The following is a 21,003-nucleotide window of genomic DNA, read 5'->3' as shown; positions in this document are numbered from 1 at the left end:
TGCTTCATGGCGTATATCCGTAAGCGCAACAGACGGATTTTCCTGATCTTTCTGCTGCCTGCCATCCTGATCCTGTTTCTGACGACGATCTACCCGATGCTCTATGCAGGGTATCTGAGCTTCCGGTCTTACGATCTGGCCAAACCTTTCGTGCCGCGCGTGTTCGTGGGGTGGAGCAACTATCAGAACGTTCTGACGACCGGCGACTTCCTGCATGCGCTGAAGATCACCTTTCAGCTGATGGCCATTACGCTCAGCATTCAGCTCTTCATCGGTGTGGGTCTTGCGTTGCTGGTCACCCAGCGGCTCCCCGGAATGGGGGTCGCGCGGACGCTGCTGCTGATCCCGATGATGATCTCACCGGTGATCGTGGGGCTTGTCTGGCTGTTTCTGTACTTCCCCGAGCTGGGCTATCTGAACTATTTCCTCAGCTTTCTTGGCCTTGGCCCGGTCTCTTGGATCACCTCGCCGGACTGGGCGCTGTGGGCAATTGCCATTGCTGATATCTGGCAGTGGACGCCGTTCATCATGATGGGCACCGCCGCCGCGCTGACCAGCCTGTCGCCCGAACCCTATGAGGCCGCGCGCATTGACGGGAACACCCGCTGGCAGGTCTTCCGCTATGTGACGCTGCCGCAGCTGAAGCCGGTTCTGGTCAGCCTGTTGTTCCTGCGTGCCATCGATGCGTTCAAGATCTACGACATCATCTTTGTGCTGACCAAAGGCGGCCCCGGCGATTCAACCGAAGTGCTGTCACTGTACATCTACCGCCAGTCTTTCACCTTTTGGCAGATGGGGGTCGGGGCGGCTGCATCTTTTGTGTCGCTGATCATCATTGTCGTGCTGATCACCTTCTTCTTCAAATCCCTCAACCGCGATCCGATGCAGAGCTGACAGTGACGATATGAACAAACCTAGCACCCAACAAGCGATCCTAGTCTATACCCTTCTGGGGATTGCCCTGATCGTCTTTATGACGCCGATCTATCTGATCGCCTCATCTTCGGTCAAACCAAGCCCGATCATGTTCCAGAAACCCCCGGCGATGATCTTTGAGCCGACGCTGGATCACTATCGCGACCTGTTCGCCATGCGGCCCTTTGGCAAGTTCATCGCAAACAGTCTGATTGTGGCGCTTGGGTCGACCGCGTTTTCAGTGTTTTTCGGCAGCATCGCCGCCTATGCGATCAGCCGGATCAAGCACAAGCGGATGAACGATGTCGCGTTCTGGATTTTGTCAATGCGCATGTTCCCCCCTATCGCCGTGGTCGTGCCCTATTACATCATCTTCAAGACCGTGGGCCTGCTGGACACACCCATTGCGCTGATCATTGTCTATTCCACGGCGAATATCCCCCTGACCGTCTGGCTGATGAAAGGCTTCTTTGACGAAGTGCCAACCGCGCTGGAAGAAGCCGCTGCGGTGGACGGGCATGGGCTGATCTCGATCTTCTGGAAGGTTACGCTGCCACTGGCGGCACCCGGCCTCGCGGTGTCGGCGGTGTTCTGTTTCATCTTCTCATGGAACGAGTTCCTGTTCGCCCTGATGCTTACCGGCTCGAACGCGCAAACGGCGCCGGTGGCGGTCATGTCTTTCTGGTCGTCGGACGCGGTGCAATGGGGCCGCATCATGGCCGGTTCGTTTGTCATACTCATTCCCGGTGTCGTCTTTGTCCTGACCTGCCAGCGGTGGCTGGTGCGCGGGCTGACGATGGGTTCGGTCAAGTAAAGGAAGTGCAATGTCGGCAATCACGCTGAGAAATGTCATCAAACGATACGGCCAGGTCGAGGTCGTCCATGGCATTGATCTGGACGTAGAAGAGGGCGAATTCGTCGTTCTGCTGGGGCCATCGGGCTGCGGCAAGACCACGACGCTGCGCATGGTTGCGGGGCTCGAAGATGTCTCGGATGGCGACCTGTCGATCGGCGGCGCGCGCGTGAATGAGGTCGCGCCCAAGGATCGTGGCGTGGCGATGGTGTTCCAGAACTATGCGCTTTATCCCCATATGACCGTGCGGCAGAATATGGAGTTCGCGCTCAAACCGCTGAGCCTGTCCACAGACGAGGTCGCCCGCCGCGTCGATGAGGTTGCCGCCACGCTTGGGTTGGCCGAGCTGCTGGCGCGTCGCCCCGCACAACTGTCCGGCGGACAACGCCAGCGCGTCGCGATGGGCCGCGCCATGGTGCGCACGCCGGATGTGTTCCTGTTTGACGAGCCGCTGTCCAACCTGGACGCCAAGCTGCGCACACAGGTTCGGCTGGAAATCGCCAAGCTGCACAACCGCCTTGGCACAACCGTCCTGTATGTCACCCATGACCAAGTCGAGGCGATGACCCTTGCCGACAAGATCGTCATAATGCGCGACGGCCATATCGAGCAGGTGGGCACGCCGGAACAGGTCTATAGCCAGCCCAACAACACGTTCGTTGCCACGTTCATCGGCTCACCCCCGATGAACATGATCCCGGCCCGTGTGCGACAGGGGCGGCTTGAGGCGGATGGCCTGCACCTTTCTGTGCCAGACCGGTTCAAGGGTGTTCTGGCCGAAGATCAGGACGTGACCATCGGAATTCGCCCCAACGGCCTGTCTCTGGCAAAGGACGTTGACCCCAACACCGCCCCTGCCCGTGTCGAAGTGACCGAGTATCTGGGCAACGAGGCCCTTCTGGACCTGCGCGCCGGGCCGCACGAACTGATCGCCGAGGTTCCGGCGTTGGGCAGGCCCGCTCCGGGCGCTGAGGTCACGGTGCACTTCGACCCCGATGCCCTCCACCTGTTTGACACCGCAAGCGGCGACAGCCTGTCGCTCTGACGAAAGGACACCCTAATGCCTCAGGAAATCGTCTTTCCCGCCAAAAACACCTTTGTGCTGTCCGACTATCAGGACACCCCGCTTGCCGCAGACGAAATCAGGGGGCCGACGGTGGCGACCCTGATCAGCCAGGGCACAGAACTGGCCTGGGCCAATGGGGACGATTTCCCCATCCGCCCCGGATACGCCGCCGTGTTTCGCGTCGATGAGGTCGGCGCGGATGTGCAGGGCGTTGCGGTCGGGGATTTGCGTTTTTGCATGGGTCATCATCGCTCAACCCAGCAGTATCAGGCCCGTCATACCTTGCCCGTGCCACACGGCATGACACCGGAAACCGCGCTGCTGGCCCGGCTTATGGGTGTGTCCATGACAACGCTGATGACCACAAAGGCCCGTCCGGGGGATAATGTCGTGATCTGCGGGGCCGGACCTGTTGGCATTCTGGCCGCCCGGAACTTCAAAATTGGCGGATACAAGGTTTCGGTGGTTGAACCAGACCCGCTGCGCCGTGCGCAGGTTGAACAGTCAGGCATCAATAGCACCTTCGCCAAAATGCCCTTGGACGATCCTGCTTTTGCCCGCAAAGTGGCACTGGTGGTCGATTGTTCGGGTCACGAGGCCGCCGTATTGGACGCCTGTCGCATCGTCAGGCAAGGCGGAGAAGTTGTTCTGGTTGGCGTGCCCTGGCAGCAACGCACCGACATCCCGGCCCATGACATCCTGCGCGAGGTTTTCTTTAGCTATGTCAACCTGCGCAGCGGCTGGGAATGGGAACTGCCGATCCACAGCCGCGGGTTCGTCTGGGAAGAGTTGCTTGAGGGGTATAACAACGCGCCTCACAGTATCTTTTCCGGGTTTGAAAAAGCATTGGGGTGGCTGGCTGAGAACGGGCAGGATTTCAGCGCCCTGTCCGTCAGCATCCCTGTGCAGGATATCGAACGCGTCTATTCCGATATTTCGCAACGGGTGATCAAAGAACCGTTTATCATTCTGGATTGGGGCGCCACGTGACCGGATGACGGAACCCGCGCGCGTCAACTCTGTGCCTATGCGTCTGTCAGACAGCAGTGCCGCGCCCTTGAGATCAGGTTCTTGATCGGGGGAAGCTCGGCAATGCTGGATCGGACGGCATATCCGCTGATGACCTGTCCCGGCCCCTGTGCGAACGGCAGCTGGACAAGACCGTTGCGGCCAAGCGCATCCGCAAGCGCATCAACGGCAAAGACGACATGATCGCTGGCGCGCGCAACCGCCATCATCGCAGTCAGCGACATGATCCGCAGCGAGAACTGGCGCGACGGGATCGCCAGGTCCCTGGCCCATTTTTGCGCGTTCCCTTCCAATTGATCGTCGCTGGAGAATCCAATCCATGGGTAGTTCACCAACTGCTCGGCGCGGGGTTCAGAGGATGACAGCAAGGGATGCCCCTGCCGCACGAAAATCTGCAGCTCCATGTTCAGCAGTGGTTCGCAATGGACGCCGGGGCGCTCAAACTCTTTCGACAAAACACCAAAGTAGATGTCGAAATGCCCGTCGATCATTCGCGGCACAAGGTAATCGCCGGACCCGGTTGCAATATCCAGCCGGATTTGCGGATGGTCCGCGCAAAACCCCGGCAGGATTTCGGGCAGCAGTTTTACGTTCCAGACCGGACCCGATCCAATGCGCAGTTCAACATTGGCAAGCGATGCCGTGTCACGAATTTCGGCATTTGCAAAATCGATTTCCCGAACCAGCCAACGTGTACGCTTGCGCAGGGCCTCGGCTGTGGGCATGGGGCGCAGGCCCTGGGGGGTGCGTTCGAACAATTGCACCCCGAACTCGGCTTCAAGCTGCGCGATGCTTTTTGACACGGCCGATTGCGTTATGCCGACAGCTTCGGCCGCGGCTGTCGTGCTCGTGGTATCGTAGACCGCCGCAAAGATACGCAGTTTTCGAGGCAGGAGGTCAGGGGTAGTCGCCATTTTCATGCCCTTCTGAAAATTATGAATTTGATTCTAGCTGCCCGTCAGGGGAAAAGACAAGAAAGGAACAAAAGAACGTGTCGGGGGTCAGGCGCTGTGAATTCTGTTGAATTCAGCAATATCAAGAAAAGCTATGGCGCGGTTGAGGTGATTACCGATCTGTCGCTTACCATCGGCGACGGTGAATTCATCGTTCTATTGGGCCCGTCCGGGTGCGGAAAATCCACGCTGCTGCGCATGCTTGCGGGGCTCGAGGACATCTCGGGCGGGGACATCGCGATCAACGGCGCGGTCGTCAACGATGTTCCGGCGCGGGATCGGGACGTTGCGATGGTGTTCCAGAACTATGCGCTCTACCCGCATATGAATGTTGCCGAAAACATGGGGTTCGCGTTGAAAATGCGCGGCGTTGATCCGGCTGAAATTGAACGCCGGGTGGCCGAGGCGGCGAATATCCTGGGTCTGCAGGACTATCTGAACCGCAAACCCCGCGCCTTGTCCGGCGGTCAGCGTCAGCGGGTTGCGATGGGGCGTGCCATCGTGCGCGACCCCAAGGTATTTCTGTTCGATGAACCGCTGTCGAACCTCGATGCCAAGCTGCGCGCCCGGATGCGGGTCGAGATTGAACAGCTGCACCGGCGGTTGGGCGCGACTTCGATTTTCGTGACCCATGATCAGGTCGAGGCGATGACGATGGCCGACCGGATCGTGCTGATGAATGACGGGGTGATCCAGCAGGTCGGCAAGCCGACCGAGCTGTATGATCGCCCCAAAAACCTGTTTGTGGCCGAGTTCATTGGCGCGCCTCAGATGAACCTCGTGCAGGGAACGGTCGAGCAGTCAGACGGCGCGGTGCTGAGGCTGGAGGATGGGGCGCGTGTGCCTCTTGGTCCTCTGGATACGCTACCGCAGGAGCCAGTGATCTGCGGGTTCCGCCCCGAACATCTTGACATCACGCCCGGCGGCGACGGGTCCGAAACCGTTGTGGCGACCGAGTCGCTGGGCCACCAGACCATCATTCATTGTGACGGCGCGTTGGGGCGGGTGGCCGCCCTTGTTGACCGCGCGCAAGACGCGGCACTGACACTTGATACGCCCGTCACTATCCGGCCCCAACCGGGCCAATTCCATCTGTTCAGCGCAACAACAGGGCAACGCCTGAACGGATAACAGCGGAGGAGACGACAATGCTGAAGACGCTGAGAAACACGGCGGCAGCGGCCATACTGACAGGGGCACCCATGGGGGCCTGGGCCGAGGCCGACATTCAAATGATCATCAACCAGTCCCCCTGGTATCCGGGCTTTGAAGCCACGGTCGAGGCTTATGAGGCCGCAACCGGCAACACCGTCAATATCGAGGCGGTGCCATTCCCGGTTCTGCTGGAAAAATCCCGCAACTCAGTACGCGCGGATGAGGGGATTTACGACCTGCTCACCATCAACGCGCTTGGCATCATCGAGATGTATGAGGGCGGCTTTCTTGAGGCCGTGTCCGATATCGACCCCGATTACAAACTGCGCGACGACATCTCGGATTTCGGCGGCTCGGTCTATTGGGACGACGCCAAAAAAACGATCGGCAGCGGCAAGCTGATGGCCTTGCCGATGGCGGGGGTGATCCAGTTGCTCTATTATCGCGCCGATCTTTACGAGGAAGCCGGGCTGGAGGTTCCGACCACATGGGAAGAGCTGATGGCCAACGCCAAAGCGCTGCACAACCCGCCGGAACGCGTGGGCTTTACCGTGCGCGGGTCGCGCCAGAATGTGGGCTGGAACGCGATGCCCTATATCTACAGCCATGGCGGCACGATCTTTGCGGATGAGGCAGGCGGCGATTACTCGGTCACCTTCAACAGCCCCGAGGCGCTCGCCGCGCTGGAAACCTTTCTGAGCTTTGCCAATGATGTTGGCCCAGACGATCCGGGCGCAACCGGTCAGGCCGAGATGATCCAGTTCATGGCCACCGGACGCTCGGCCCATACGATTATGGTCAACGCGGCCTGGGCAGGGTTGGAGGACCCGGCCAAATCCATCGTTGCGGGCAAGGTCGGTGTGGCCGAAATCCCCTCGGTTGACGGCGGGCAGAACTACAGCTCGACCGGGCATTTCATCGGTGGCATTCCCAAGAACATCCCCGATGACAAAAAGCAGGCCGCACTTGCGTTCATGAAATGGCTGAACACGCCCGACGGCCAGCGGGCGATGATCGAAAACGGGTCGGTTCCGGTGTCCATCGGCCTTGGCGCGTCTGACTTTGACGACCCCGAGAAGTACCGCTTTCTCGATGCCACCGCGCAGAATGCCAGGAACGCGCTGTTTTATGCGGCCGTGCCGGAGCGCAACGAGATCAACTCGATCATCGATCTGCATCTGAACCTTGCCGTGATCGGCGACATGACGGCGGCCGAGGCGTTGAACAAGGCAGCGGCCGAGATACACGCGGTGATGGAGCGTGAAGGCTACAGCACCGGCAAACTGTCCGATCTGCAATAACCCAAGCGGCCCCGGCGCAATCCGGGGCCAAACCCCTGAAGGACGGACCAAATGATCGGTGACAGAACATGGCGATTGCTGTCTCTTGGCCCATTGGCGACGTTGCTGGTGCTGTTCACGATGCTGCCGATCCTGCAGATCGTCTGGATGGTGTTCCATCAGCTGGAATGGGTTGACGGTCAGGCCGTGACGCATTTTGTCGGGCTGGACAATATCCGCAAATTTCAGGCCGATCTGTTCTATTGGCCGGGCCTGTGGAACACGATCTATTTCGCGTTCTTTGCGGTTCTGATCCAGTTCATCATCGGGTTCACTCTGGCGCTGGCCGTGGCCGGGATGAGAGGCTGGGTACGCGTCGCCGCCATCTTTGTGATGCTGTTGCCGGTGGTCACGCCCCCTATCGTCATCGGGGCGGTCTGGAATCTGCTCTACAACGCAGATTTTGGCGCGATCAACCTGCTGCTCAGCACATTGGGGCTGCCGAAACAGAACTGGCTGGCCAGCCAGTCGGCTGCGCTGTGGGCTGTGATCATCGTCGACATCTGGCACTGGACCCCGTTTGTGTTCCTGCTGATGCTGACGGGCCGTGAGGGGCTGCCGGAAGAGGTCTATGAGGCCGCCGAGCTGGACGCCCAAAGCCGCTGGCAAATCCTGCGCTATATCACGCTGCCCTTGATGATGCCGGTCATCATCTCGACCCTGATCCTGCGCATGATCCTGTCCTTCAAGGTCTTTGACGAGATTTACCTGCTGACCTCGGGCGGGCCGGGCACCTCGACCGAAGTGGTCAGCCTGTCGATCCAGCGCGCCTATTTCACGCAGGACGATATCGGGCTGGGGTCGGTGATGTCGCTGTTCACTCTGGCCGTTGTGGCAACGCTGGCGCTGGTGACGCTTTGGCTGCAACGCCGTTTCGTGCAACGGACCGAAGGGTAAGCCATGTCACATCCCAACCGTTCCTCCGGCCTGCCCGCGCTCGCCCTGGTCGTGATCTACGGCATTCTGGTGCTGGTGCCCTTTGTCTGGATCGTCACGATCGCGTTCAAAACCCAAATCTCGATCCTGTTGGGACAGGTCCTGTTCACCCCGGTCTGGACCAATTTCGAGGAACTGCTGTTCGGCAAATCCTCGCAATACCTGTCCAGCCTCAAGAACTCGATCATCGTGTCGGTGATCTCTACCGCGCTGGTGCTGGCGATCTCGACCATGGCCGTGTTCACCCTGTTCCGGCTAAAGGTCGGGCGCTGGGTGCGGTTTGCCCTGTTCACATGGGCGATGATTTTCCACATCCTGCCGCCGATCACCTTTATCGGCATCTGGTTCGTTCAGCTTTTGTCGGTCGGTTTGCTGGACACGCTGACCGGGCTGATCCTTGCGGAAACCGTGCTGCACCTGCCGCTGGCCTTGTGGCTGATGTTCAGCTTCATCCACGAAGTCCCCGAAGAGTTGCTGGAATCCGGCCGTCTGGACGGGTGCCGCGATGCGGACCTGTTCCGGCAGATCGTCCTGCCCCTGCTGCGGCCTGCGATGATTGCGGCGGGGGTGCTGGTGTTCATCTTCATCTGGAACGATTTCATCGTGGCGGTGAACCTGACCTCCAGCGCGACCCAGACGATCCCGGTCACGATCTCAAGCTATGCGCAGGAATACGACATCCGCTTTGGCGAGATGGCGGCGGGGTCGGTCCTGTCGGTGATCCCGGCGCTGATCTTTGTTCTGATCGGTCAGAAATACATCATCCGCGGCCTGCTGTCCGGCAGCCTCAAGTAACCCAGAGGTCCTTATGAAAGTTCTATTCGTCCTGTTCGACAGTCTGAACCGCAATGCCTTGGGCGCTTATGGCGGCACCCGCATGGCGACCCCCAATTTCGACCGCTTTGCGGCCCGGTCTGTCCGGTTTGACAATCATTATGTCGGTTCGATGCCCTGCATGCCCGCCCGCCGTGATCTGCATACGGGGCGGCTGAATTTCATGCATCGCAGCTGGGGGCCGCTTGAACCCTTCGACAATTCGATGATCCGCGAGCTGAAATCCTCGGGCATCTGGACCCACATGATCACCGATCACGCGCATTACTGGATGGAAGGCGGCGCGACCTATCACACCCAGTATTCCAGTTTCGATTTCATCCGGGGTCAGGAAAAAGACCGCTGGAAAGCGATGGTGCAGCCGCCCTTGGAACGCTGGCGCGAGATGTATCACCCGCAACAGATGCAGGGGATGGACGAAAAGCACGTCCCCTATATGATCAGCCGCGACCATCAGCCGACCGAGGCCGATATGCCGCTGGCCAAGTGTATGGAATCAGCATTCGAATTTCTGGACACCAATGCGGACAAGGATGGCTGGTTCTGCCATCTGGAATGCTTTGACCCGCACGAACCCTTCTGGTCGCCCGAGCGGTTCCAGGGCCGGCGCGACAGCGGTTATGAGGGCCCGATCCTCGACTGGCCGCGCTATGACAAGGTCAGCGAAAGCGCCGAAGAAATCGAAGAGCTGCGCAACAACTACGCCGGGCTTGTCGAGATGTGTGACGAATATTTCGGCCGCCTGCTGGATCACATGGACACGCACGACATGTGGAAAGATACGGTCGTGATCCTGACCACCGATCATGGCTTTTTGCTGGGTGAACATGAATGGTGGGCCAAGAACATCACGCCCTATTACAACGAAATCGCCCATATCCCGCTAATGATCTACCACCCCGATCACGCAGATCAGGGCGGCACCTCTCGTCAGGCCCTGACGCAGACCATGGACTTGATGCCAACGATCTTGTCGATGTTTGACTGCGCCATCCCCGAAAATGTCGAAGGGCAGGACCTGACACCGCTCTTGGCGCGGGACGGGCAGGGGCACGAGGCCGTGGCCTACGGCATCTTTGGCGGCTCGGTGAACATCACCGACGGGCGCTATACCTATTTCCGTTACCCCGAGGATATCGCGGATCAGGAAATCTATGAATACACCTTGATGCCGACCCATCTGGAGGAAGCGTTCTCGGTCGAGAACCTGCGCCAGATGAACCTGTCGGACCCGATGGAATATGCGCAGGGCCTGCGCGTGATGAAAATTCCCGCTCGTAAGGATGAAGAAGGTGGCATTGATGTGCCTTGCATGGGAACCCCGCGCGAAACAGAGACGGTGCTTTACGACGTGCAAACCGACCCCGGGCAATACACTCCGATAGATGCGCCCGAGGTCGTTGAACGATTGGAAGCACAGTTGAAAAAGATCATGCAGCGAAACCGCGCACCAACAGAAGCGTTCAAACGCATTGGGCTATAGGATTGGGAGCTTTTGATTTCCATTGGGCTAAGGAGCGTGTTGCAGTTTACAAAGCCAGATACATCAGGTTGCGCATATGCGCGAACATAGGCCCATAGTCTTGTTTCCAAAATCACAGCCTGAGCTATAGTCGCCCATTGGTTGATAATTTTGATCATGCATACATATAAATGTTGAAATTACTCAGGTTCCTTGCTTTTCTTTAGGCATATTTCTTTTTTGGGTAGTTTTATGAAAGATGATGCCAACGGCTCTAAGTCTGCCAATTCTGGTTCTTCTTCAAAAATCGAGCTAACGCGTCGCCGCTTCCTCCAATCCAGCGCTGCCGTGCCGTTGAGTGCCAAAGTCGCCGCAGCAAGCACGTCTTATGATGGCGATGAGGTGGACCTTGACTTTCAGTTCCTGAGCGGTCGCAAACAGGTTCAGGTAACGGTGCTGTTTACATCCCCTAGAGGAGAAACGTATCCACCGACCGCGACCGAAGTTCCTATTCAGTGGACGATTGATGCCCGTCGTTTTGGGCCGCGTGCCTATTTCACATTCCGGGACAGATCAGCAAAATCTAAGCCAAACGCGGTTTCAAAAATCTACGAACTTCGCATTCGTGATGTCCAATATGGTGCGGTGCCTGCCGGGGATGTTGTCTTCGTTTTCGAGCAACGTCAAATGCAGGACAGCAAAACAAAACGCTTTGGTGTTGTTGTTGAATCCAACGTCTTTCAACGCGGGGGTCGCCTTCCATTCTTCCTTGAAGATTACGACAATCCAATGAAGGTCCCTAACGGGGAGGCGTTCACTGTTCGCCTAGAGTCACAGATCGGAGATAGGCGCCCCTATCCCGGGCTTTTTCGTGACGTGGCGCGTGGCAAGTCTGAACTGCGTCAGGTCGTGAACGCGAACGTGTTGCCGGACACATTTGACGGCATGTTCAACGGTCTTGTCCAGTACAACCCCACATCATCAAAAGGACGGAATTTAGACGTCGTGCTGACACGGGATATGCTTTGGGATATCCGCACCAAAGGGGCCTCACCTGCAGATCAGGTTTACATCGCATCTATTCTGTTGCCTTTGCGGAGAATTCAGTTCGGCTGGATGACAGACAAAACGGCTATGACGGGCGAGGTTTCCGACGATGATGAGGCGGACGGGTACCAGCTTTTTGCCCGCGCCACCAGGAAAGACCTTGCCGCGTTTAACCTGAACGGAGGCAATGGTCCAAGAGTATACCTTACGCAGGTCAGCGCTTCAGAACGGGATGGGTCGAGCGCTCCGGGCGTCTTTGTTTTAAGACGAGACGATACCCAAACGGATGGCGCGTCACGTGCCGAGGCCACTTTGCCAGGGATGTTCACGCTGACAATCGGCGATTCCAACGACGCTGATCACCGAACGGGTCCATTTCGAAACCTGGCCGCGCGGCTTCTGTTAAGGGCGGACCGTGCAGCGCCCGGAGCACTTTCCGTATTTTCGCTTAGTTTCGATGGTGACTTTGCGTCGACCAAGGCCCAGCGGATCATCAGCCCGATCGGGCCATTGATTTTGCGTGGTCCGACATTGTCGCCCGAGGTCGATCTTAACAGAACTTCGAACCAGGAAACCTCCCGCAGGCCGAGCGTCTTCTTAGACCCTTTCGCACCACGTTGGGATCAAGGTGTATCGCTGATCTGGTCACGTGCTCAAACATTCGAGCGCGATCTCGAATGGGCCGAAATCAATGTCTTGTTGCTGGAACATGCGGCTGGCTTGGCTGATGCGGAATACTCTCGGCTGACGTTTGAGCCGACAGATCTGCGCATTCTCTGGGCCCCTAATGAGCGTTCGGACGCAGCAGCAAGCGTCAAAAGCTTGCTGCGTGTCGGACCGCGCGATCAAGTCCCTGGCACCCGTATTGATCTGAGCCAGGCGACATTGCGGGCCTCGCGAACCCATGACCTGCTTTCGCTGGGATTTAGGTTTTCCGGTCTTTCTCTGGCATATGGTCCTGTTGGGCCTCCTGAGTTGGTAAAGGATAACGTTGCATGTCTGCGACCGGTTGGGAATGGGGTGGGCGACGACGATCCCAGACCCCTGATTGTCGTGGATTTTCCGGGCCAGCACCTGTTTGAAGAGGCGCTGTTTCTGCCAAAAGCCGAGCCGCTGCCAGATGTCGGGCTCACTCAGTCGCGCGGATCGGTTGATAAGCAATTCGGGCAGCTCTCGGCTTCGTCAGAGGATGCCCCTCGCGTCCTGGAAGAGACCGAGACACATTTGATTCTTGATCTGAACGACCTCGTGCAAGTCGACGAAGCGTTGCGCCGTCTTCCAAAAGGGGAGCCACGCAGGAAGTTCCGAGAGACCCTGCAGGAGTTGAAAAACAACGCTGAAGACGGAACGTTCCCAAAATTCGTCGACGCGTTTGAAACAGCATTCAGCAACATGGCGAAAAAGCTCAAGCTGCCGGATAGCCAACGCATTTACATCGGAAATGTGGGGCTTGATGCTGACACGCGTGCATTGGCGAACAATGTCCAGCGCAAGCTGCGAGAGCAAGACGCCAAGATGTTCTTTGATGCGTTCGTTGGCCGCTTGGGTGAAACGCGGGCAGCCGTCATTGCGGCCGCACAGCAAGTGAAAGACAAAACCTCCGAAGATATCGCGGTGGCGGCACCAAAGGAATCGGTCGCCAATACGCTGGCGTTGGAAGGGCGTTTGGAACAGGCCGTCCCGGTTCTTCAACTTCTGCGAAGCTATTACCGCGACCTCATGATTTCTCAGGTTTTGTCAGGGGACGGAGCAGAGAGCGCATCGGGAGCCTTCGATACGTCGGCGGCAGAGCTTGAGCTTTTTTCGGCAATCATAGTTGGGCTGCCCTCAGACCTGCCGCCCGGGGTCTCTCAGGCGGACGCTGAACAACGGTTTTCCGATGTTAAGAATGCTTTTGTCACCGAAATCCTCGCACAGGACGAACAGGCTCAGATTGCCCGACAAACGGAGGCAGGGCTTGTCGAAGGCCGGTTGGCCAACCCGTCGCGCCTGGCGTTTCGCGTGTTGTGTCGCGACTGGACAGAAGTGCAACGGGCCAGCGCAATTACCCATCTTGATGAGCCCGACGAAGCGGAAGCCCGCTTGCCGCGATCTACGCTGAAGTTCTCGCTTCAGGCGCTGACGAACTTTGCGGATTTCGAACTTGCGGTGACCAAAAGGGCCGAACGTATCTACACCGCGGATGAGGGGGGCCGGACAGATCGGCTGAGCCGCCGCACGCTGAACGTCAGCCCTGGTGCGATGCTGGATCACCTGGGGTTTCATCAGGGCCCTTTTGTCAACTCATCTACGCGCTTGGCAGATATTCAGAAAGCCCTTCAAACGCCGCCCGGAGCGTTCGAGACCGCAATTGAGATTCCTGCCAGGCTGATCCTTTCACCGCATCAGGACGCAGTGGTCCTGGGACGGGGTACAGGTGTTGTCCCCAAGGGTGTCTATGCCGATGATGAAAGCGAACCAACACCGGGGCGCGCGGTCTGGAGCGCCGACTTTATGATCGAGGCCGAAGATCCCGGTATTCGGGCTGTCGCCTCGCCCGACTTGCGATCAGATTTTCTCTGGGGCGGTACGTATGGGACAACACCTGTTCCAGATGTAAAGCCCGATCATGTGCCGGCCACCGCACCGCCACGAGGCCCGTTGTCACCTTGGTTGTCCGGTCGCGGCGATGCCGCTATCGGAGCGCGCGAACCGATCCTGATCGGTCCGGGGCGCCATGAGTTCGGCCGATCCCTAGGTTCGCCCGAAAACCCGTCGAATGAGTGGTCCTTTGTCGTCCAACCCAAACAGAAAAAAGGACTACGCGAAACGGTTGCCGCGATTTGCAACGCCCTGACTGTGACCGACGGCGGGCAAAAACCCGCAGAGTCTTCGCGATTCCGGGGGCCAACAGATGCGTTTATCCGTCACGAACTGGTTTTGTTGTCTTCGGGTTGGGGTTTGCCTGTCATCGGTCGCCGCTTGCCCACGGGTGGTTTGACGCAGGGCGCGTCGCAGGTTGAACCAGAACAGAGACACCGTCTTGTTGATGTGTCGAAAGGCAGCGCTCTTTATCAGCCGCGCCCACTGGAGGTCACAGAGCTGTCTCTCAGCAGTTTGGGGGGGTCGCTGCGTCACGACAGCAGTTTCGAACCTCCGGCGGCCGCACTAAGTGCGTTTTCGAAAAAGGGTCTGTTCGACGCGCTTTCCATTGAACGCTGGCAGCAATGGACCGTGCTGGGTCGGGACGTGTTTTGCGAGGTTACTTTCAAAGGGTTCCTTTTCCCCTTGGGGCATCGCGCGGCCTTGGTCCAGGTGACCGAGCGTGAGTTCCTGCGCGACAATGCGTCTGGCAGTATCCGCGCCTATTTGCGGCAACGGATGTTCATTCGGCTGGGTAAACCGGAAAAACGCTTCCCTGCCATTGGACAGCCGTTTGAGGGTCGTCTTTTCCCGGTCGAACGCCTCCGCATTCTGACCACACAGACGCCTGACATCATGGATCCGGCATCAAACGCCGATACAAGCACGCCACGGCAAGGACCTATCGTGCCGGTTGGCGTAGATGCGTTTGGGCGGCTCAATTTACGCAAAAAAAGCGCTTTGGCGTTCTGGCCCCGGACCGCCCCCCTCCAGGAGGCGAACGTACGCTTTGAGATGGAAGTCGATGGCGCCAAATCCGACCTGCCACTTATCTTCGTAGACAATGTTGCGGCCAATGATCCGGAAAGTCTGGAAGAGGTTGTCGTAACCTACAACGCCCTTGTTTCGCCTGATAACGCCAAAGGGCAGGCTGCGGTTGACCCTCTCAGGCATCTGCGCACGCTTTTGTTCCGAGGGGAGAAACGCCGCTATGCGCCCGAAAAGAAAGCGGGATCTGCAAGTCTTGAGACAGATCACTGGACCCTGGCAGCCAGCGGCAGACGCGGAGGTGGGGCCGAAGGCGCCCCGGTGTCCATTCCTGATGTTCAGCAGATTCGGGCGTTCACACCGTCCCTCAACCGTTTTGTAAGCGATCCGATCCTGCAGGGCGCTGATCAGCCCCCGTTTTATCCACAAGTCGATATAGCCCGCGTGCGTCTGCGCCAGGCTGAAAGGCTTGTCGGCCGCAGCTACCCACCGGTTCGTGCTCGTTTCGATTTTTCCTACTTACAGCAAGGTTTCCCCGAGGTTCCCGACGGTGAAGTCGTTCCTGGCAATGCAGGTGAGGTGTTTCTTGCAATCGCCTCACAGGATCAACAAGAGCAGTCAATGGGCAAGAAAGGGGACCAATCGGGTGGTGTCTTTCGCCCGTCCGGTCAGATGGTGGCGTTGTCACGGGCAAAAGGCGTTCTGAGCAACACGACGCGCGTGGCCGTTCCCTTGGGCGCCCCTGCAATCGCACCAATTTCGGAGGAACCTGAAACAACCCGACCGGTCATTGGGGCCTATCCCCAAATGGCTCCGTTGTTCGATCACGATGCAACGCCGCCCGCGGCGCGGCCCTACACCGATCAGGAACTCAAGGATGCGCCGGACGATGAGCGCGACGCATTGAGCAAAGCCAACGAAGCCCTGCAAAGAGCGCGTGAGATTTACGGCAAGCTCTTTGACTCCAAGGCCAAAATCCTTGGTCTTGTCAGTCTCAAGGACCTCATGAAAGTTCTGGAAAACCTGGAAAACCCAAATACGGGTGCGCCAGAGCTTGATGAGCAAATCCGCTATGGTGCGGGGCAGTTGAAAGGGGCGATCAACAACGCACAAGGTCAAGTCAACGACATCGTGGATGAGGTCGATGACGCGGTCGACGAATTGACTGGCGAAGTTCGGCAACAGGCTTCGGATGCGGCGGATTTGGTCAGGTTGCAGGTTGTCAAACCGTTGTCGGACGCGGTCAAGGATATCCGCAAGGGTTGGGATGAAATCGAGGCGCAACTGGCAGAAGAACAGCGTATTGTGGCCCCGGCGCAGATCAGTGCGATAACATTCCGGGAAATCTTTCCCGAACTTGACGGTGGTCTGACGGCGCTGGACATAGCTTTGTCCGACAGTGCAAACCAGACCGATCAAATTGCTTTCGCCCTTTCTTTGGGCGCAGTTTATGAGGCCGGTCGTCGCTTTATCGATGCGTTGCAGCGGTCGCTGTCCAACCCTGTTGCCCGGATCGAAGAAGCATTCCGTTCCCGTTTTGATGCGCTGCGAGATATCTTCAAGGGGATAGTCGATGGGTTTGATCGCATCGTCGAGGACTATGTCGGGACGTTGTTCCAACAAGAAGTCAGACCCCTTGCCAACCAGCTTGCAACTCGGATTGTTGCCGGCAGTGGATCGGACAATTTTGCCTTCCCGATCATTCGCATTCCGGACATCGATGAGCTGCAAGCCATTGGTCTGCCACCCGATGCGGCGGACAAGCTGGTTTCGGACCTGCGTGCCATTCTTTTGCTGGAACGCGAAGAGGCGCGGTGGTTACTTGAGAATTTCTTTGTTTTCAGCCTTGATCCCGAGGTGATCAAGGACCTCGACTCTGATGATCCTCTGGGTGATCTGGTGCGAACCTTTCTTTCGGATAACAGTTTTCCAAATGTCCTGTCCTCGGCCTCAGGTCGCGGTGTGTTTTCACGTGTTTTGGGAAGCGACACCCATGGCGAGCAACTGGCCGAGTGGATGGAAAACAAGGAAGATCAGGTCAAAGAGGTTCTGGACGCTGTCATTTCTGCCGTCGAAACGCGGATCGAGCAACTGCGCGCGGAAATCGACGCTGCCGCAGATGAGGAGCGAGAACGCCTTGAACAACGCTTAGTCGAACTTGAGGCGTTGGCTGCTGAATACCGTATCCTGCTGAATGAGCTGGTCGATCAGGCGATCGATGATTTGATCGACTGGGTTTTGCGGGAATTCGCTGAAGAGATTTCTGTTCTGGCGGATATCATCGTCAAGGTCGAAGCACTGAAGGCCGCCATTCAAAAGGGTGCGCCGCGACCTGTCATTGATAGGTCTTTGGATCTGGTCGCGGTTTTCACTGGACCGCTTCAACTGACATCCGAAGGCATCTGCGAAGAGGCTGAAAGGTTTGTCAAACCTTTGCGGCAGGTTCTCACATACCTCAACCCCGAGGAATTGCTGCTTTCGGATTCCAACATCCTTGGCGCTCCGGTCGTGCTTGAACAGGTGACAGTGCCGGAAGTAGCAGCAGCCTTCAAACTCACGCTGACACGGCCCCAAGAGGATACACCGGTTCCGCAGGTGGCCCGGCCGGGAACGCGCCTGTTCAAAGCGCAGCGCGACATCGGGAAAGCCTTGGAACAAGGAGCTTCTGGTCTGGCGGGCGCGGTGGCTGACCTGGAAGATGCAAAAGACAAGGCCCCTGGTGTTGAGGACCAGATCAATGCCGTGATCGGTGAGCTGGAAGATCTTGTTGAACCCGCGTTGACGGACGTCAACATCGTGCACACAGCCCTTGTTGAAAGCTACCGGGATCTTGTGGCGGCCGAGCGGGGCGCGGTGATCCTGCGTGGTCGCCTGAATGCTGTGGCCAAGATCGATATCTGCGGTCCCAACGTCGGCGCGCAGCTGGATGCGGCCGCGCGGTTGCCCCGTGACCTTGAAGCTTTTGCTGCAAATTATCAGACCCTTGCCGCAACACTGAACAGGTCTGGCGTGGCAATTGGAACGGCGTTGAAATCCTTGTTGGATGGAGATGCAAAATATGTCGCCCTCACCGCGTTTCTGGTCAAGGAACTGGATGAAGCGACCGGTGTTTTCGCACTGATCGAACAAGAGGCTGCGGACGCAGCACAATCGGCGAAAGCCTATGCAAAACGGCTCCAGCGCCTTGAATACAAGCTCACGATTTACGTTTCCCGCGTTTTGCAGGATTTCGTTCGACCGATCCAGGCACAGGCGAAACATGCGCGTTCCCTTGTGAATGACGTGCGCGCCTTGGGCGAAGACGACGTGGTCAAAGACCTTGTCATAGTTGAAGGTCTGGCCGAGAACCTGGAAACCATTGAGACGGCGCTCGGGTATCTTGACGAGTTGAACGCCCAGCTTGCTGGCCTTGCTGCCATGCCTGACTATGATGAGGACCAGCCTGCAGACGCGCAGCCGCCCATGCTGGGTCCGAAGCTTTCGGAATTGCAGTCAGTCCTGACCAAGGGTCCCGGTCCATTGGATTTTCTGACCGTCTCGGTGTCGCCAAACCCAGAAGGCAGGACGCTGGCCGAGTTCAGGGCATTTCAGGCGGCGATTGAGCAAGAGCTTGAAGCTATCGTGCAAAATCTACGCGTCAGACTTCAAAGGGCCGAAGCGCAGGTTTTGGCCGAATTCGATGCCGTTGCGGTCGACCTGTTGAACAAGCGTGTGATGTTCGGTCGCGAAAAATACACGCTCGCGGCATTTTATGAAAACGCGGTCAAACAGCGTGCAATTCTACTGTCTCAGACCCCGGATGTACTGCGGTCCACGCTGCAAGACGCAATTGTTGCCAATCCTGGCGCGCATCACAAAGCGCTTTCTTCGCCTCCGGCCGCCGCGGTTTTTAAACCGGGAACCAGTTCTGAGTCACTGACACCTGAAAACGACGCTTTGGCCGGGGATGCCGCGTGGCTTAGCTTTGTTTCAGCTGGCAAACCGCTTAGCGATCCTGATCAACGTCAATTCCTAGAAGCGTTCTTGCGGCAGTGGGTTGCGGTGAATGAGGCAACGCCTGTGGTCATCGGCCAATCAGTGGTGCGCGTTCTTTCCGACATCCTGCGTGGCGATATTATGCGCCTGATTGATCTCAACGCCATTCGCACCCAGATCGAAGATTACCTGTTGTCGCTTGTGCCGTCGGAAATCCAGATGCGGTACGGCTACGGTGTAGAATTGGGAGACCCCGTTCGTAAGGCAACAGCCGGTATTTTTGCGCCCCAAAAAGGGACTCGGCTGGACGTTAACACGGGCATCGTCATCCGGCTTAATCAGTTTGAGCCCGAGATCGCGTTCTCTTCGGTCGGAACCCTTGGCGCATTCGACGTTAAGCTGGTGGGTGACGCTTTCGATGCGCTTACGCTGCGGTTCAAAGGGGCCCGGTTTGAAACCAAAGGTGGTTCCAGGCCTCGGTTCGACATCACTTACGATGACTATGTGATTGGCCCCCAACTGGCGTTCGTTCAAAAACTGCAGTCCATCCTGTCTCCGTCCGAAGGTTCAGGGGCTTTCATCATACCGCGTTTTGGCCTGCCGGGCATTGAAGCAGGCTACAGTATGAACCTTGGCGTTTTCTCGATTGGGGCTGCGTCGTTTTTCAATATCGCTTTGCGCACGTCGGCAATCCTGCCTTTCGGAGACGGGGACGCACGGTTCAGAGCGGCCCTGTCCAGCAGATCAAACCCGTTCACCATTTCCTACTTGCCATTTGGTGGGTCAGGGTTCTTTGCCATCGAGGCAAATGCTGAAGGTATAGTCGGTTTTGAGGCATCGTTTGAGTTCGGCGGGGCGGCCGCGTTCGGGTTTGGTCCATTAACCGGGCAGGGTCGGCTGATGTCCGGTATCTACGTGCGGCAGATGACTCTGGCGCGGGGCCGCAAGCTGACCGAGATATCGGGAACGTTTTATGTCGGTGGGTCCGCCAGAATCTGGATCTTTGGCTTTGGTGCCTCGCTTTACGTCCGTCTGGGCATGATCAACGGAGACATGTCCGGCGAGGCCGTGTTCACCTATTCCTTCTCAATCGGGATAAAGGACTTCGACTTTTCGGTGCAGGTCTGGAAGCAGGAAGCCAAAGGTTTCAACGGTCAAACCACATCTCTCGACCCGATGGAACAGACGCGCTTTGCTCAGGTTGGCGGGGGGCGCGTGTCGGCGCGCTCCAGCCCGTTGGTTGAGACCGATATACGGGCCCACCCCAATACAGATTACGCCGGCTATCGGGATACGTATTTCCGCAAACCCCTACGCAGTGAGGATTTTTTCTGATGGCCCTTGAGTTTGGAGTCAGCGAGGCGAGTGTCAGCGGCGCAGAGTATGTCGATGCGGATCTTTTTGTTCTGGCGGCGGGCACCTGGCCCGAGACGGGCGCTGCCAGACTTACACTGCAGGTCGAACCCGCACCAATCCCCAAAGGCACGCTTCGCGACAGCGCAGCAGATTTGTTTACACTTGAGAGCTGGCCCAGCGGAATTGCCGCAAAGCTGGCGGAAGGCGTGCGGTTGACCTTCGTCCGGCTGAGGGATCATGATCCGCAACTTTCGCCTCAGCCTGTTGCCGAAGACGAAGTGAGCTTCGATGCCCGAGCCCTTGGGTTGCCGCAACAGAACGCGGCCACCCAAAGCGATGCGGCCGTTCTATGGAGCACGTTGCTGTCGAATGCCGGGGCCTTGCCCGATCATCGTTATCGCGCCCCAGGCAGTACCGACGCAGCAACAGAGCGCGGCAAGGAAGGAACGTGGTCCGACCTTGCCAAGGCGCTG

Annotated in this window: 11 protein-coding genes; 10 read left to right on the top strand and 1 reads right to left on the bottom strand. The window is 57.8% G+C overall.

The features are described 5' to 3' along the window. Nucleotides 1–6 precede the first annotated feature (6 nt). The 4 genes from ACR0J5_RS15475 to ACR0J5_RS15460 are packed head-to-tail and all read left to right on the top strand — an operon-like array spanning nucleotide 7 to nucleotide 3,824. Nucleotides 7–894, top strand: coding sequence for a carbohydrate ABC transporter permease (locus ACR0J5_RS15475; RefSeq protein ID WP_480654896.1), 888 nt, complete (start codon nucleotides 7–9; stop codon nucleotides 892–894). Nucleotides 895–904: 10 nt separating this feature from the next. Further along, a complete protein-coding gene (locus ACR0J5_RS15470; protein WP_480654894.1) occupies nucleotides 905–1,729 on the top strand; it encodes a carbohydrate ABC transporter permease in 825 nt (274 codons plus the stop codon). A 10-nt stretch (nucleotides 1,730–1,739) separates the two neighbouring features. After that, the gene (locus ACR0J5_RS15465) at nucleotides 1,740–2,813 is read left to right on the top strand and encodes an ABC transporter ATP-binding protein (protein ID WP_480654892.1); all 1,074 of its coding nucleotides are present in this window, start codon (nucleotides 1,740–1,742) and stop codon (nucleotides 2,811–2,813) included. A 15-nt stretch (nucleotides 2,814–2,828) separates the two neighbouring features. Then, nucleotides 2,829–3,824, top strand: coding sequence for a zinc-binding dehydrogenase (locus tag ACR0J5_RS15460; protein WP_480654890.1), 996 nt, complete (start codon nucleotides 2,829–2,831; stop codon nucleotides 3,822–3,824). Nucleotides 3,825–3,859: 35 nt separating this feature from the next. Here ACR0J5_RS15460 and ACR0J5_RS15455 read toward each other — a convergent pair whose 3' ends face one another. Further along, nucleotides 3,860–4,777, bottom strand: a complete 918-nt coding sequence (locus tag ACR0J5_RS15455) for a LysR family transcriptional regulator (protein ID WP_480654888.1) — start codon at nucleotides 4,775–4,777, stop codon at nucleotides 3,860–3,862. A gap of 96 nt (nucleotides 4,778–4,873) precedes the next feature. On the opposite strand from ACR0J5_RS15455, the gene ACR0J5_RS15450 reads away from it, so the two are divergent. The 6 genes from ACR0J5_RS15450 (at nucleotide 4,874) to ACR0J5_RS15425 (ending at nucleotide 20,509) form a co-directional block, all read left to right on the top strand. Then, nucleotides 4,874–5,947, top strand: coding sequence for an ABC transporter ATP-binding protein (locus ACR0J5_RS15450; protein ID WP_480654886.1), 1,074 nt, complete (start codon nucleotides 4,874–4,876; stop codon nucleotides 5,945–5,947). Between the two features lie 17 nt (nucleotides 5,948–5,964). Continuing rightward, a complete protein-coding gene (locus ACR0J5_RS15445; RefSeq protein ID WP_480654884.1) occupies nucleotides 5,965–7,272 on the top strand; it encodes an ABC transporter substrate-binding protein in 1,308 nt (435 codons plus the stop codon). A 51-nt stretch (nucleotides 7,273–7,323) separates the two neighbouring features. Beyond that, a complete protein-coding gene (locus ACR0J5_RS15440) occupies nucleotides 7,324–8,208 on the top strand; it encodes a carbohydrate ABC transporter permease (RefSeq protein WP_480654882.1) in 885 nt (294 codons plus the stop codon). 3 nt (nucleotides 8,209–8,211) lie between these two features. After that, a complete protein-coding gene (locus tag ACR0J5_RS15435) occupies nucleotides 8,212–9,042 on the top strand; it encodes a carbohydrate ABC transporter permease (RefSeq protein WP_480654880.1) in 831 nt (276 codons plus the stop codon). A gap of 13 nt (nucleotides 9,043–9,055) precedes the next feature. Then, entirely contained in the window at nucleotides 9,056–10,564 is a 1,509-nt protein-coding gene (locus ACR0J5_RS15430) for a sulfatase (protein ID WP_480654878.1), read from the top strand. Between the two features lie 855 nt (nucleotides 10,565–11,419). Further along, on the top strand, nucleotides 11,420–20,509 hold the full coding sequence (locus ACR0J5_RS15425) for a hypothetical protein (protein ID WP_480654876.1): 9,090 nt from the start codon (nucleotides 11,420–11,422) through the stop codon (nucleotides 20,507–20,509). Nucleotides 20,510–21,003: the final 494 nt, after the last annotated feature.

The organism is Ruegeria sp. BE1, assembly GCF_056538885.1.
The sequence above is the reverse complement of the archived record's forward strand: the minus strand, read 5'-3'. Positions and strand labels throughout refer to the sequence as shown.

Coding starts and splice junctions, on each gene's coding strand:
- ACR0J5_RS15475 (WP_480654896.1), top strand. CDS start 7: ATGGCGTATATCCGTAAGCGCAACAGACGGATTTTCCTGATCTTTCTG.
- ACR0J5_RS15470 (WP_480654894.1), top strand. CDS start 905: ATGAACAAACCTAGCACCCAACAAGCGATCCTAGTCTATACCCTTCTG.
- ACR0J5_RS15465 (WP_480654892.1), top strand. CDS start 1,740: ATGTCGGCAATCACGCTGAGAAATGTCATCAAACGATACGGCCAGGTC.
- ACR0J5_RS15460 (WP_480654890.1), top strand. CDS start 2,829: ATGCCTCAGGAAATCGTCTTTCCCGCCAAAAACACCTTTGTGCTGTCC.
- ACR0J5_RS15455 (WP_480654888.1), bottom strand. CDS start 4,777: ATGGCGACTACCCCTGACCTCCTGCCTCGAAAACTGCGTATCTTTGCG.
- ACR0J5_RS15445 (WP_480654884.1), top strand. CDS start 5,965: ATGCTGAAGACGCTGAGAAACACGGCGGCAGCGGCCATACTGACAGGG.
- ACR0J5_RS15440 (WP_480654882.1), top strand. CDS start 7,324: ATGATCGGTGACAGAACATGGCGATTGCTGTCTCTTGGCCCATTGGCG.
- ACR0J5_RS15435 (WP_480654880.1), top strand. CDS start 8,212: ATGTCACATCCCAACCGTTCCTCCGGCCTGCCCGCGCTCGCCCTGGTC.
- ACR0J5_RS15430 (WP_480654878.1), top strand. CDS start 9,056: ATGAAAGTTCTATTCGTCCTGTTCGACAGTCTGAACCGCAATGCCTTG.